Source organism: Luxibacter massiliensis, from assembly GCF_900604355.1.
GTDB classification, from domain to species: domain Bacteria; phylum Bacillota; class Clostridia; order Lachnospirales; family Lachnospiraceae; genus Luxibacter; species Luxibacter massiliensis.
On the sequence record NZ_UWOE01000001.1, the window covers coordinates 968,801 to 984,132 of the forward strand.

11 protein-coding genes and 1 pseudogene are annotated in these 15,332 nt (G+C 38.7%); 11 read left to right on the plus strand and 1 reads right to left on the minus strand.

The genetic code is table 11. From position 1 onward, the window contains the following. Positions 1 to 10 precede the first annotated feature (10 nt). The 9 genes and pseudogenes from EFA47_RS04650 (at position 11) to EFA47_RS04695 (ending at position 9,545) form a co-directional block, all read left to right on the plus strand. Positions 11 to 355, plus strand: a complete 345-nt coding sequence (locus tag EFA47_RS04650) for a hypothetical protein (protein WP_122642196.1) — start codon at positions 11 to 13, stop codon at positions 353 to 355. 336 nt (positions 356 to 691) lie between these two features. Next, a pseudogene (locus EFA47_RS04655) lies at positions 692 to 961 on the plus strand (DEAD/DEAH box helicase family protein); the annotation flags it as partial. Between the two features lie 159 nt (positions 962 to 1,120). Continuing rightward, positions 1,121 to 1,297: a metallophosphoesterase family protein gene (locus tag EFA47_RS04660; RefSeq protein WP_235853215.1), complete on the plus strand. Its 177-nt coding sequence runs from the start codon at positions 1,121 to 1,123 to the stop codon at positions 1,295 to 1,297. Positions 1,298 to 1,877: 580 nt separating this feature from the next. After that, positions 1,878 to 2,870: a virulence RhuM family protein gene (gene rhuM, locus EFA47_RS04670; RefSeq protein WP_122642198.1), complete on the plus strand. Its 993-nt coding sequence runs from the start codon at positions 1,878 to 1,880 to the stop codon at positions 2,868 to 2,870. An 87-nt stretch (positions 2,871 to 2,957) separates the two neighbouring features. Beyond that, positions 2,958 to 3,626: a response regulator transcription factor gene (locus EFA47_RS04675; protein ID WP_122642199.1), complete on the plus strand. Its 669-nt coding sequence runs from the start codon at positions 2,958 to 2,960 to the stop codon at positions 3,624 to 3,626. Beyond that, positions 3,623 to 4,636, plus strand: coding sequence for a sensor histidine kinase (locus EFA47_RS04680; protein WP_122642200.1), 1,014 nt, complete (start codon positions 3,623 to 3,625; stop codon positions 4,634 to 4,636). Before EFA47_RS04675 ends, EFA47_RS04680 begins: the two co-directional genes overlap by 4 nt. 255 nt (positions 4,637 to 4,891) lie before the next feature. Continuing rightward, positions 4,892 to 5,659 (plus strand): ABC transporter ATP-binding protein, encoded by a 768-nt coding sequence (locus EFA47_RS04685; RefSeq protein ID WP_122642201.1) that lies wholly within the window; start codon positions 4,892 to 4,894, stop codon positions 5,657 to 5,659. Further along, positions 5,649 to 7,862 (plus strand): FtsX-like permease family protein, encoded by a 2,214-nt coding sequence (locus EFA47_RS04690; RefSeq protein ID WP_122642202.1) that lies wholly within the window; start codon positions 5,649 to 5,651, stop codon positions 7,860 to 7,862. Before EFA47_RS04685 ends, EFA47_RS04690 begins: the two co-directional genes overlap by 11 nt. Before the next feature lie 870 nt (positions 7,863 to 8,732). After that, on the plus strand, positions 8,733 to 9,545 hold the full coding sequence (locus EFA47_RS04695; protein ID WP_122642203.1) for an AraC family transcriptional regulator: 813 nt from the start codon (positions 8,733 to 8,735) through the stop codon (positions 9,543 to 9,545). A gap of 185 nt (positions 9,546 to 9,730) precedes the next feature. On the opposite strand, the gene EFA47_RS04700 is transcribed toward EFA47_RS04695, so the two are convergent. Then, on the minus strand, positions 9,731 to 10,591 hold the full coding sequence (locus EFA47_RS04700; protein ID WP_122642204.1) for an AraC family transcriptional regulator: 861 nt from the start codon (positions 10,589 to 10,591) through the stop codon (positions 9,731 to 9,733). A 227-nt stretch (positions 10,592 to 10,818) separates the two neighbouring features. Here EFA47_RS04700 and EFA47_RS04705 point away from each other — a divergent pair, with 227 nt between their 5' ends. Together EFA47_RS04705 and EFA47_RS04710 are read left to right on the plus strand one after the other, a co-directional pair. Next, on the plus strand, positions 10,819 to 13,878 hold the full coding sequence (locus tag EFA47_RS04705; protein WP_122642205.1) for a glycoside hydrolase family 2 TIM barrel-domain containing protein: 3,060 nt from the start codon (positions 10,819 to 10,821) through the stop codon (positions 13,876 to 13,878). A gap of 23 nt (positions 13,879 to 13,901) precedes the next feature. Continuing rightward, on the plus strand, positions 13,902 to 15,269 hold the full coding sequence (locus EFA47_RS04710) for an MFS transporter (RefSeq protein ID WP_122642206.1): 1,368 nt from the start codon (positions 13,902 to 13,904) through the stop codon (positions 15,267 to 15,269). Positions 15,270 to 15,332 lie beyond the last annotated feature (63 nt).

Consider the following 15,332-nt stretch of genomic DNA (forward strand, 5'->3'; position numbering starts at 1 on the left):
TAAAGATGAAATGAGATTTGTATCGAATGGTGATGCAAAACATGATATTTTAAATACATTTAGTTCAGGTCAGCTTTCAGGATTTGTCTTAGCGTTTCTGTTTGCTATGAATAAACAATATATTAAAAAGTCATCAGATGATTTAGGTTTTATATTGATTGATGATCCTGTGCAAACTATGGATGATATAAATATTTCGTCATTGATTGAAGTTTTGAGAAATGATTTTTCAGAAAAACAAATAATATTGTCAACGCATGAGATTGATAAGGAAAATTATATCCTATACAAATTTTATAAGTACAATCAATTAGGGCAATCATTTAACGTTAAGGAAGAAATGTATGGCGTGTAAAGTAATAAAGGCAACTAGTGTAAAATATAATTGCGAATAATTTATGCAAGCGACATGCACAAATGTAAAAGAAATAATGGTGAATACTCAACAGAGTATTTTGCATTTCGTTACGACTAATTTTTTTGTGACTTTTCGCATTTTTAATTCGTAAAGTTTACTATAAGGCGATTTGTTTTCAAAATTTAAGTTTTCGTTACGAATTTCATTACGAATAGAAAAAGAAATGTGGCTGATATTGAACGTATATCCATACGGGTATACCCAAATGCAGATGCTGCGCATAGGCGTGCTTCGCACGACAAGGTATCAAAAGTCACAAAGGAGGTTTTGACCATGAATAAGTTTGTTTTAAAAGTCCCGTACCAGCCTACCGGAGACCAGCCGCAAGCTATCGCAGAACTAGTAAAAGGATTTAAGGAAGGCAATCAATGCCAGACTTTACTAGGGGTTACGGGTTCCGGTAAGACATTTACGATGGCGAATGTCATTCAAGAGTTGCAGAAACCGACGCTCGTTATCGCACACAATAAAACATTGGCTGCACAGCTTTACGGGGAGTTTAAAGAATTTTTCCCAAATAATTCTGTAGAATATTTTGTTTCCTAGTCTGTCTGGGAGTGAAAAAGCGTGATATTTAGTGCTGTTTGGTATGGATTTTGTGGACGAAATGGTAGGTTACGGACCAGATGATACTAGGCGGACAAATGGAATTTGTGACTTTTTGCAGGAAAAATTCGTAATGGAAAAAGGAGGGGCGATATCATGATATATTTTACAAGTGATTTACATTTAGGGTATCGTGGGATTATCAGTATGCAGCATCGTCCTTTTGAAAATGTTCAGGAGATGTATCAGGTTTTGATTCAGAACTATAATGAGGTAGTGCATAAAATGATATGGTGTATATTCTTGGGGATGTCAGCCATCATTTACTGGTGAATAGAGCAAATGGATTGATTAGTAAATTGAACGGAAAGAAGATTCTGATTAAAGGGAATCATGATAAGAAATATGATGCTGAATTGTTTGGGCAAAATTTGCCTATATTGATTCAATCCCTCAATTGAAAAAATACCAATATAACAGTTCCTTGTAAGTGGTAATATTAGAAAGTTTGAAATGATAGAAAAGGCATATGTAATGTTTAAAGAGGAAATAAAATTTGATTCAAGTAATTTAACAATATATGAAATGGAGAAACTTTGTAAGCAAGTGGATCAGATTTTTGAAAACGAAGACTTAGACTGTGTAGATAGACAACCAGGAAGTAGAGTGTATCATAGGCGAGGACGAAATAGGATTATGGAAGATTATGGGCGACTATTTTTGTGTTGAAAAGTGCAGAAAGTGTTTCAAGATATTTGAAGGAATGTTTTTGATATAATGGGAATGATAAAGAAAATTTAATTATGGATTTTCTGAGGAAATGATTCGGAGGATGCAAATAGTTATTATTTAGTATTAGTAAAAGGAATTATAGAGTTGTTGATGTATAATTGAGTCATGAGGAGTAGTTTAAATGGAAAAACAGGGTGAAGTTATTTTTTATAATACAGACGATGGTTTGACACATATCGAGGTAAAAGTAGAAGATGAAACGGTTTGGTTGACAATAGATCAGATGTCAGAATTGTTTGGAAAGGCTAGATCAACTATAAATGAGCATATTTTGAATGTTTTTTCAGAAGGAGAATTACTTAAATCAGAGTCTGTAAGAAAAATCGGAAATTCCGATTTTTCTACAAAACCTACAAATTATTATAATCTCGATGTTATAATCTCTGTGGGATATCGAGTGAAGTCTATTAGGGGTACACAATTTCGACGATGGGCAACAGAACGATTAAAGGAATATATGATTAAAGGGTTCACAATGGATGATGAGCGCTTAAAAGGAAATGGTGGAGGAAACTACTGGAAAGAATTACTTGACCGAATTAGAGATATTCGATCATCTGAAAAGGTTCTTTATCGTCAAGTACTTGATTTATACGCTACAAGTGTTGATTACAATCCGCAAAGTGATGAATCAATACGCTTTTTCAAAATTGTACAGAACAAATTGCATTTTGCAGCACATGGTCACACAGCAGCGGAAGTAATATATGAAAGAGCAGATGCAGAGAAACCTTTTATGGGACTAACTTTTTTTGCAGGGGAATTGCCAGCGTTAAAAGATATTAGTGTTGCAAAAAATTATCTTTCGGAAGCGGAATTGAAGATATTAAATAATCTTGTTTCAGGTTATTTTGATTTGGCTGAAATTAATGCAATTGAGCATAAGCCAATGTACATGGATGATTATGTGGAACAATTAGATTCGGTGTTGTCTTCTGGTAATCGAAAATTATTAAGTGGATCAGGAAAAGTGAGCCACACTCAGGCTGTAAAAAAAGCAAAAAGTGAATATAGAAAATATCAGGAGAAAACAATTGCTCCTGTGGAAGAGGCTTATATAGAGGCCATTAAAGATGCAAATAAAAGTGCAAAGCAGGGTGCTAGAAGAAAATAAAAAATTTTAGATATACGGAGGAAAGATGGATTTATCAGGAATTTTTCAAAATAATATAATATACTGAGTTAGTAAGGAGGTCCTATTTTGAAACAACGAATACTTATTATCGAAGATGATTTTACTATACAGACACAGTTGAAAAACCTTTTATCTAGCAATGGTTATGATGTTAGTGTAATTGAAGATTTTTCAAAGATAATGGAAGATATAAATTTTTTTGCTCCGCATTTAATTCTTTTAGATATTAAATTGCCGGGAAATAACGGATTTGAAATATGTTCACAAATCCGCACTTTTTCTGATATACCTATTGTGTTCGTGACGAGCAGCAATACAGATATGGATGAGTTAAATAGTATTATGTTGGGTGGGGACGCATTTATTACAAAGCCTTATAATACAGCAATTTTGCTTGCTAAAATCGCCGCCTTACTCCGGCGGGCGTATGTTTTTGGACAATCAGAAATACTCACATGGAATGGTGCAGATCTGCATTTGGAAAGCGGTTTTATAGTATACAAAGGACAAAAAGCAGAACTTACAAAAAATGAGTTAAAAATTCTCTACTATCTTTTTAAGAATGCAGGCAAGATATGTTCTCGCAATGATATTGTGGATTTTTTATGGGACAATCAACTTTATGTTGATGATAATGCCCTAAGTGTCAATATAACCCGTATTCGTGAAAAACTGGTTTCCATTGGTCTGAACAGTTTTATCAAAACAAAGCATAGACAGGGGTACACATTATGAGGGGAAAGCAATATGTGAAAAATCAATTGCCTGTTATTTTAATCAACCTGTTCGGTATGCTTGCCCTTGTTTTGTTTTTAATTGCAAACGGAAATCAGATTCAAATTGTTTTGTTCATTTTTACTGTCTGGTTGCTTGTCCTTGTTCTGTACCTGCTGCTTTCTTATCTCATACGGAAAAAATATTTGAATAAATTGCTTGATATAGCAGAGCAATTAGAAGAAAGGTATTTGCTGCCGGAAGTTATGCAGGTGCCGGAAAAAGCCGACGAGCAGGTATTCTATCAGATTTTGAAGATGGCAGAAAAGTCTATGTTGGAAAGGATAAACGAGGTACAGAGGGAGCGAAAGGAATATAAAGAATACATTGAGCAATGGATACATGAAGTAAAAACCCCTATCACAGCCATGAAACTGATTTGTGAAAATAATCGCTCCCCTTTTACCAGAGAGTTAATGGCAGAACTTGAAAATGTCAATCGGTTTACGGAACAGGCTCTTTATTATGCACGCAGTGAGCATACGGAAAAAGACTATTCTGTTCGTGAAATCAGCCTTAGTGGTGTGGTACACAGTGCAATCGCAGACAACAAATATCTATTGCGGCAAAGTAATGTGATGATTACGGTAGACGAGATGGAACATAGCGTATATACCGATGATAAATGGGTACGGTTTATTTTAGACCAGATTATCAGTAATGCAGTAAAATATTGTACAGACCAGCCGACATTACGTTTCTTTACCGTAAAGAAGAATGACAAAATTATATTATCCATTGAAGATAGTGGTATAGGCATATCACAAAGTGATCTGCCCCGCATTTTTGAAAAAGGGTTTACAGGGCAGAACGGACGGACAATTCACAGCTCTACCGGGATTGGATTATATCTTTGCAAGCGTCTTTGTGATAAGCTGGGAATTGGGATTTCTGCTGATTCTCAGGGGGAAGGAACAACCATATCCCTTTCCTTTCATATCAACGACTTTATTATCGGGGTGCAGGGCTGATACGTCCTGCACTTCTTACATTACTGTTCATTCCATTCACAGCAATGTGCAAAAACCCATTTGGAATCGCCTTCGGCGAGGGATTTTGGCCAGCTTGCCTACGTGTTCTTATGGTCAGCGCAGTGAATGCGCAGACCTGCCTAAAAAATAATCTTCTTACATTTTTGTAAGAACTGTGTAAGTAAACTTGATACAAAAACTCCTGTCCATTGATTACAATAAAGGCATGAAAGATTTAAGGAGGCAAGTAAAAACATGAAACCTATTTTGAAATTGGAGCATATCCAAAAGTATTATGGCAATGAGGGAAACATCACAAAAGCCATTAAGGATATAAGTTTTTCCGTAGAAGCAGGTGAATTTTTAGGAATTATGGGAGCGTCTGGTTCTGGAAAAACAACCCTGTTAAACTGTATATCTACCATTGACACCGTAAGCGCAGGGCACATCCATTTGGAGGGCACTGATATTACAGAGATAAAGCCAAAATTTCTTGCCCGGTTCCGCAGAGAAAATTTAGGCTTTGTATTTCAAGACTTTAATTTGCTGGATACGCTGACAATTTCTGAAAACATTGCGCTGGCGTTAGCAATCAATAAAACCCCGGCAAAAGAAGTAGAACCCTGTATTTTGGATATTGCTAAAAAGCTGAATATCAGCGATATTTTAGACAAATATCCGTATCAGGTGTCCGGCGGACAGAAACAGCGCTGCGCCTGTGCCAGAGCCATGATTAACAATCCCAAATTGCTTTTAGCTGATGAGCCAACGGGCGCATTAGACAGTCATTCTTCCCAAATGCTTCTGTCTACTATTCAGAGTATCAATGAGCAGTTGGGCGCAACAATCCTCATGGTAACCCATGACGCTTTTACAGCCAGCTATGCAAACCGTATACTTTTTTTGCAGGACGGCGAGATTTTAACAGAACTGTATAAGGGCAGCCACAGCAGACGTACCTTTTTTGATAAAATTCTGAGTGTCCTAACCATGATTGGAGGAGGACAAAGCCATGTATGCTAAACTTGTTTTCAGAAATGTAAAACGGTCTGTGAAGGATTATTTGCTTTATATTGTAACCATAACGATTTGTGTTGCTATGTTCTACGCCTTTCTGTCCATCAGCAGTAAATACTACAATCCTGTTATTGGAGCAGAATTTGATATCACCATGCTCGCAGGAGGAATGAAGATTGCGATTTGTGCGGTGAGCCTTCTCCTTTTATTTCTTATAAATTATGTGAATCGTTATATGCTGCAAAAAAGACAGAAAGAATTCGCAGTTGAAATGATAACAGGTATGGAGCAGAAAACAATAGGGCGCATCTTTTTTGCGGAAACCTTTTTGCTCAGCTTCCTTTCTCTGAGTGCCGGAATCATTATGGGGATGCTTGCTTCTCAATTTATTACAGCAATGTTGCTTGCGTCCTTTGGCAAAACTTATGCATTTACATGGACGTTGTTTCCGGATACTGTACTTCTGACAGCAGGATTCTTTATGCTCTGTCAAATAGTTGTCGGAATGGGAAATGTCCGTATACTAAACAAAAGTAAGATCATTGAGCTTATGACATCTGACAGGCGAAATGAAAAGCCTCTACACAAAAGTCGTTGGATGATGTTAATCTGTATTTTTTATGGGGTTATGCTGCTGTGGATGGTGGAAAGTGGTATTGTAAACTATGAATTATATTTTGATAACAGACATCCACTACCGGTAAAACTCATGTACTGGGGAAATGTCCTGTTTCCGATATTGACCTTGGCTTGGGAAGTGGCGGCGTATTTTTTGAAAAGGAAGAAAGATGATATTTCTCATATAGGCGGAATTTTGGTTGGCGCTATTTGTACTGCTGTTCCTGCTTTTTCTATTCCGATGCTGGAAAACACCTACTTTTTAGGTTTTGATACGCCGACACAAAATAAATATCTGCTGTTTGTGATTACGGATATTTTATTCATTATTTCAGCTATTATTTATTTGGCCAATACGGCGCTTATTCACTGGAAGGAATCAAGTGTGCAGCACAAATATAAGAATACAAACTTGTTTTTGTTTGGACAGATTTCGTCTAAACTTTCCACCAATACCAAAACGATGACAATCATCTGTATTACTTTAACATTTTCGATTTGCCTGTTTGTAATCGCTCCGATTTTGAGTGGCTGGAGTCTGGGTTATCTTGATAAGCGTTCGATCTGTGACATACAGATTTCGAGTTTGTACAACCATGTTTACCAGGAAGAGAACCTGCCGGATACAGACTATGAAGAAATCACAAAGTTTCTGGAAATGTATAACATCTCGGCAGATTATGATATAATTTTTTCGGAATATCTGCCAAAGAAAGAACAGTTTCATCAGAGAGTAAAATATAATTTTCCACCGCTGGCTTTAGCGGTAAGTGATTATAATGACTTGCGTAAGATGTTAGGATATGAACCGATTAAACTTGCAGAAGACGAATTTACTACACAGTGGACTTTAACTGCAGAAAATGAGGATATCGAGGAATATATAGATAAATGTCCGATTCTGGAAACTGATGCGGGAAACTTGAGGATTAGTGAAAATTCTGCTTTTCAAAATTCTATGGGTGAATCTATTTATAATCTTTATACCGATTTTGTTTATATCATACCGGACGAAGCGACAGGAAAACTGCTTCAGGTTCAGCGGAATAGATTTGTGAAAACCAGCACTCCTTTGTCATACAATATGGCGGCAGAACTTGAGAACATCCTTTTGGACGCATATCCAGAGGATTCCGGCAGCACTGATTCGGCGGATTACAACAATACGATTCATACCAGTGAGGCCAACCGTATTATTTCTAGCAATTTTGTTTTAAAAGCATCTATGATTTATGGCGCAGTGGTACTTATGGTAATGTGCCTTACAGTGTTGGCTTTACAGCAGCTTTTAGATGCAGGGAAATATAGGTACAGGTTTTCAGTGCTGCGAAAACTAGGTGTGGAAGAACCACAGATAGGGAAACTTGTACTAAAGCAGTTAAGCGTATGGTTTGGGTTTCCTATTATTGTTTCTGTCATAGTTTCTACAGTTGTACTTACTTATTTTATCCAAACAGTAGCGACAGAAATTTCAGCATATATCGGGTTTGGAACATTGATGTTACAGCTTTGTATCACTATAGGTATCTTGGTGCTATTGTTAATTTGTTATTTTATTAGCACATGGATACTTTTTAGGCGCTCCATTTAAGTAGTCTAATGGAGCAGGTATCTGCAATCCCCCTGAGTTCCTCATATGTATGGGAACTGGGGGATTTTTTGCGTTAAAAAGGCAGGTTCATGTTTTATTCCAGCGGGCAACGAGCCAAGCGGACATGTTTACATGTCCATTTGGCCACTGCCGCTAGGATCTCATACCCCGATGCTTGCATCATTGCCAGTTTGATGCCCCGTCTGCCTGCATCGGGGTCTTTGACTATGAAATTGTTATGTGTCAAGTGGAGGATACTGAATATATGCGTTTATGCTGTTTTTAAATAGGAGACATTTCGGATAACCCAAAAGGTAATGACGGGAATAAGTGGATGTATCTCTGAAAATGATATCAACTATGCAAGGAAGAGAGCAGGCGTATCATTTTGTACATGTTTTGATGAATGTAGTTTATGGATAACATGAATAGGAATTAATATACTTATATTTATAACCGTTGGTTTAAAAGTAAAAAGACCTGTTCCGAAGAAAAGGCCAGTTTCATCATATGAATTAAACACATTCGGTTTCTAAACAATTTATTCCAGCGGGCAACGAGCCAAGCGGACATGTTTACGTGTCCATTGGGCGACTGCCGCGAGGGCCTCATACCCTGATGCTGGCATCGCTGTTAGTTTGATGCCCCGTCTGCCTGCATTGGGGTCTTTGGCTTAGTAATTACATGCGATAATTGCATTTATAGAAACCAGCGTAAAAATTCATAACATAGTTTAAATAGTTGATTATTTTTTTCATATTATACTTCTCCTTTCTTTTATTTACAAGTTTATTCTAAACCATCAGGGGGGAGTATTACTTGCCAAATGTGAATAAAAAGTAGTCAAATTTTGTTTAGGAGGGGATGTAGATGATTTCTATGTATGAAGAAAAAAAGGAACAATTTAATATTGTGCATAAGGTGTCAAAGCATTATCCGCCGCATTTACATGATAACCTGGAAATTGTGTATGTAACAGAAGGAACATTGGAATTAGGCGTTGGGCAGGAGTTTTTTCATATGGAAAAGGGGGATTTTGCAATTGTATTCCCGAATATGATACATCATTACCAAGTATTTTCTAAGGAGTGCAGCAAAGCGTATTATTTATACCCGCCGCTTTCTTATGCAGGGCAGTTTGTTGGGAATCTTCAGAAATATTGTCCAGATAATCCGGTGATTAAAAAAGAGAATGTACATGGGGATATTATCAATGCGGTCTGCTGCCTGGCCCGCGAACAGGTCAGGGACTCTATTGTGGAGCAGTGCTATATACAAATTATTGTGGCCAGAAGCCTGCCATGTTTTCACCTGGTTGAAAAAGACAGTTTGGGAAGTGGAGATATTATTTTTCGTACAGTATCTTATGTGGCGGCACATTTTAGAGAAGAAATTAAATTAGAGAGGATGGCAAAAGATCTAGGAGTCAGTAAATATGTCTTATCCCGGGTGTTCTCTGCAACATTTCATAAGAATTATAATCAATACTTAAATGAGCAGAGAATGAATTATGTGATTTCATTATTAGAGTGTTCCGATGAGCCTATTACTGATATTTGCCTGAATGCAGGCTTTCAGAGCCAGCGGACATTTAACAGAGTGTTTCGGGAAATGTATAAAATGAGTCCGAGAGAATACAGAAATTATTATAGGGAAAAATATATCACACAGCAATCTTTATAAGGGCAGGCACAGTCTAAAGGTGGTAGAGAAAACTGTACCCGGAATACTCCTTACCCTATGCCCTTTAAGTAAGATAGGCCCTCTTCAGCAGGACGCCCCACAATGCATATCCTTTGGATAAACCTTGTTAGACGGAATCCGCCCGTCGAAAGGCCATGTATTGTGGAGCGCCCTTTAGATATAAATTAGGTATCTTGCTGAAGCTGTCTGCGGAATTCAGTAGGTGACAATCCGCTTTGCTTTTTGAAAACGCGGCTAAAGTAAAATGGGTCGTCATACCCGAGAATTTGAGCAATCTCGGAAACATTGTAATTAGTTGTCTCAAGCAGCGTCTGCGCGTTAGAGATGCGTAAGGATTGAATATATTGAGCTGGCGTTGCTTCTGTATATTCTTTGAAATTCCTAATGAACCAACTGATGCTCATATGGCGCCCGGCGGCGTATTCTTCGATGCTAATGGGCTTATTATAATTTTCGTGGAAATACGAAACTGCAGAGTCCATTTCTTCCATAAGCAGGCGGTTCCTGCCTTTGGGCTTGCGGCCCATTAACCGATGCAGCATAATCAAAAGTTGTTTCAGATAATTGACAAGCAATTCTTCATAATCCTCTTTACACAATTTCAATTCACGGATCATCTGCAAAAAAATATGTTTATATTCCAAAGAAGTGCCGGTATGAATCACATGTGCCTTATCTGGGATGCCGTATTTTCTCAGAATATTTTTTACATTGCTGCCAGTAAAATGCACCCAATATACTTCCGTATGGTCAGCCCCATAGTAGTAATAGCGCTGCTCCTCTTTAGGGCGGTAAATGACCATGTTACCGGCAGCAACAATTTCTTCTATACCGTTAAAATAAAAATGGGCCTTGCCAGAAGCAATATAGAGTATCTGATAATCGATTCTGCCGCGGGGCCTGTTAGTCGGAAGCTTTGGCTTTGTGAGCAGGCGGTAGGTTCCGCAGCTGGTGACAAACAAAGAATGCCTTTTGTCTTTGAAGTCAAGTGCCTTATTATGCCAATAAGCAGAATCTACATACATAGCAAAACCTCCTTCCAGAATGATTTTGTCCATAATCATGAAAATAATATATAAATTGTATCATTTTGTGCATGTTTTGTCCAATCTAATTCATGTTAATAGAATATCCCCTTGTATATAATTTTACCTAAAGGGAATGCATTGAGGGGGACCCTTCAGGGCATAAAAAAATAGGAGAATAAGGAGACACAAAAAAAACCCAAAAATTCAAGAAGGAGGTAATTTAAGTGCTTATACCAAGACATTATGAAAATCTTCACGTGCTGCATGAAAATACAATGCCGAACCGCAGTTATTATATTCCTGCGTCTAGGGCAATGGATTCTTTAGTGGAACACCGTGAAGAATCAGACCGCTTCCAATTATTAAATGGGAAATGGAGGTTCCGATATTATGAAAGCATTTATGACTTACAGGAAAAATTCTACGAAAGGGCCTTTGATGTAAGTCAGTTTGATGAAGTGTGGGTTCCGGGAGTATGGCAGAATTATGGTTATGATTCCCATCAATATACAAATGTCCGGTATCCGTTTCCATTTGACCCACCCTATGTGCCGCAGGATAATCCATGTGGGACATATGTATATGATTTTGAATACAAAAAAGACGAGTCGGCGCCAAGAGCATACTTAGTATTTGAAGGGGTTGATTCGTGTTTCTATGTGTGGGTCAATGGGGAGTATGTTGGATATAGCCAGGTTTCCCATTCTACCAGCGAATTTGATGTGACGGAAATTCTCCAGGAAGGAAAAAACCGTGTTGCAGCGCTGGTTCTGAAATGGTGTGACGGCAGTTACCTGGAAGACCAGGACAAGTTCCGTATGAGCGGTATTTTTAACGATGTGTATTTACTGAACCGGCCTCAACAGTGCATGTATGACTATTATATTAGGACCTCCCACACGGATATAAAGGCAGTGGTAAACGTAGAAATCAAGTATCTTGGGAATGCCGTTCCAACCAAAGTCAGCATGATAGATGCAGATGGTGTTACGGTGGCAGAAGAAAGTGTGGTTTTTAAGACAGAAGAATGTGGGGCAGCAAGGATTGATCTGGTTATAAAAAACCCAAAGCTTTGGAACCCAGAATCTCCATATCTATATAGGATTGTTTTTGAAACAGAGAATGAGGTAATAACAGACAGAGTGGGCGTCCGTGAAATATATATCGAAAATAATGTGGTGCACTTCAATGGAAAACCGATTATTTTCCGTGGTGTAAACAGACATGATTCTGACCCGGTTACTGGGTTCACCATTTCTATTGACAAGATCAAGAAGGATATGGAAATGATGAAGCAGCACAATTTCAATGCAATCCGTTCCAGTCATTATCCAAATGCCCCGTTCTTTTACCAGCTATGCGATGAATATGGATTCTTTGTTGTGGATGAAGCTGACAACGAAAGCCATGGACCCTCTGAAATCTATTATGAAAATAACGAATTTGAAAATAAGAGTAAGCGCTGGAATGAGGCCATTTCCGACAATCCAGACTTTGTAGGGGCAACCGTAGACAGAGTAAAACGCTGTGTGGAGAGAGAAAAAAACAGACCTTGTATTGTTATCTGGTCTATGGGAAATGAGTGTGCATACGGATGTACCTTTGAAGAAGCGCTGAAATGGACTAAGGAGTTCGACCCCACACGCCTTACACATTTTGAAAGTGCAAGATATCATGGTGGAAAACGGAAATATGAATTCTCCAACCTGGACTTATTCAGCAGAATGTATCCGCCGTTTCATGAGATAGATGAATACCTGGAGGGCCACCCGGATAAGCCCTTTATTTTGATTGAGTACAGCCATTCTATGGGAAACGGGCCTGGAGATTTTGAGGATTATTTTCAGAAATTCCATGCAGAGAAAATAATGTGCGGCGGATTTGTCTGGGAATGGTGTGACCATGGTATCTATAAAGGTTTGGCTGACAACGGGAAAGAAATGTATTACTATGGCGGAGACCACAAAGAGGAAGTACATGACGGCAACTTTTGTATGGACGGCCTGGTTTATCCAGACAGAAGGCCGCACACTGGACTGCTGGAATATAAGAACGTTTACAGGCCAATCAGGGTCTTATCCTTTGACCAGAAAGATAAGAAGATTACATTCCATAATTATTTAGATTTTACAAACGCCAAAGACTATATTCAGATGAAATATGAAGTGGGCTGTGACGGCTATATCAGAGAAGAGGGAGAGCTGCCATCCATCTCTATTGAACCACAGAAGTCTGCAACAGTAGAGCTTCCCATTGAGATTCCGGAGAAAGGAAGGGCATTCTTAAAGATTACTTATTACTCCACAAAAGCGGCTGCGTTAGTTCCGTCCGGCCATCTGCTCGGGTTTGATGAAATTGCACTTGAAAATACAGATCAGAGGAACCAGGAAGTAGTACAGGATATTGAAAAGTTTGGAAGTCATGATGCTGCAATGAAAGTAGATGAAACCGATACATTTGTAGAGCTTGAAGGAAACGGGTTTAAATATAGATTGGATAAGCGGACAGGGTTATTTTCCAGTTTAGAGTATAACGGCGTGGAACAAATTGAAAAACCGATGGAAGTTAATATCTGGCGTGCACCCACAGATAATGATATGTACATCCAGAAAGAGTGGTACAGGGCAAAGTATGATAAGACATCTGTACGGGCATATGATTCCCGTGTGGAAAGAGCAGAGAGTACGGTGGCAGTCCAATGCCATATGTCTTTGGCAGCCAATGGGATCCAGAAAATATTGAATATGGATACCACCTGGAAAATAGATGGAAGGGGGGCAATCAGCCTGCATATGAAAGTAGAACGGCTCCCGGAATTCCCCATGCTTCCAAGATTCGGCCTGCGCCTGTTCCTGAATAAAACATTGGACCATGTGAGCTATTATGGTATGGGCCCGGCTGAGAGCTACTGCGATAAGCACAGAGCTTCCAGCCATGGCATTTATACTGCACAGGTAAGTGAATTACATGAGGATTACATCAAACCCCAGGAAAACGGGAGTCATTATGATTGTTCTTATGTGACGGCAGAAGGAGAACACTGTAAGCTGGCAGTAATGTCGGAGACAACATTTTCATTCAATGCCTCTGTTTATACACAAGAAGAGCTGACCGCAAAAAAACATAACTTTGAACTGCAGCCTTCTGAAAATACGGTTTTATGCCTGGATTATGCACAAAACGGTATTGGGTCAAACAGCTGCGGCCCAGAACTGGCAGAAAAGTACAGATTAGACAGTCCTGGGTTTGAATTTAGAATTATGCTGATACCATACAGGAAATGATAAATAAAAATGGGAGAACAAAGATGGAAGAAAAGAAATACTTAAAATGGTATAACAAAGTTGGTTATGGCTCAGGAGATATTGCAGGAAACATGGTCTATGCGTTTCTCACCTCCTTTGTTATGATTTATCTTACCAATACAGTAGGTCTGAATGCAGGTATTGTAGGTACATTGATTGCAGTTTCAAAACTCTTTGATGGAATAACGGATGTTTTTTTCGGGTCCATGATTGATAAAACCAAAAGCAAGATGGGAAAAGCCAGGCCATGGATGCTTTATGGATACATTGGATGTGCAGTCACACTGGCAGCAATTTTTGCGATTCCAGAGGATGCGGGGGAGTTTGCACAGTATGCGTGGTTTTTCATCGCATATACATTGCTTAACGCAGTATTTTATACGGCAAATAACATTGCGTATTCTGCACTGACGGCTTTAATCACGAAGAATAATAAAGAAAGAGTGGAGATGGGGTCATATCGTTTTATCTTTGCTTTTTCTACCAGCCTTTTGATTCAGTCCGTAACACTTGCTTTTGTGGACAGCCTTGGGGGCGGAGCAGCAGGATGGAGGACAGTGGCCGTTATTTATGCTGTGATCGGCTTGATTGTCAACACCCTGTCGGCGATGTCAGTGAAGGAACTTTCAGAAGAAGAACTGGCGGAGGATATTGGAAAATCGGGAGTGGATGAAAAGTATACCTTGATTGATGCCGCTAAATTATTATTTTCTAACAAGTATTATGTGATGATCTGCGCCACATATATCCTGCAGCAGATTTATATAGCCATGGTAAATATGGGCCTCTATTACATGATGTATATTTTGTTCAATAAAGAATTATATCCAGTATTCTCATGGGCAAGCAATATACCGCTGATTATTGCACTTCTGATCACTCCGTCTTTGGTTGCCAAATGGAAAGGAATGTATAAATTAAATCTGACAGGTTATATGATTGGAACAGCTGGGCGTATGCTTGTAGTTGCAGCGGCATATCTGGGAAGTGTGGAACTGATGATTGCATTTACGGCATTGGCTTCTTTTGGCACTGGCCCATGGCAGGGGGATATGAATGCAGTGATTGCAGAATGCTCTGAGTACACCTATCTGACAAAGAAGAAACGTGTTGATGGAACCATGTATTCCTGTACATCATTGGGCGTGAAGCTTGGCGGAGGCTTGGGAACTGCGATTTCAGGGTGGCTTCTGGCGCTTAGTGGATTTAATGAGAAATTAACCATACAGCCGGATTCTTGTTTACAGATGCTAAGGATCATGTTTTTATGGATTCCTTTCGTCATAACGCTGATAATCACAATTATCATGTCAAAAATGAAAGTAGAAAAAGCAAATGCAGAATTAAAAACACAGAAATCAATTATATAAAATTTAAGCAGAGTCCTGTCTTTCGTTAGAATAGGACTCTGCTCCCTGTTAGCATCCAAACAG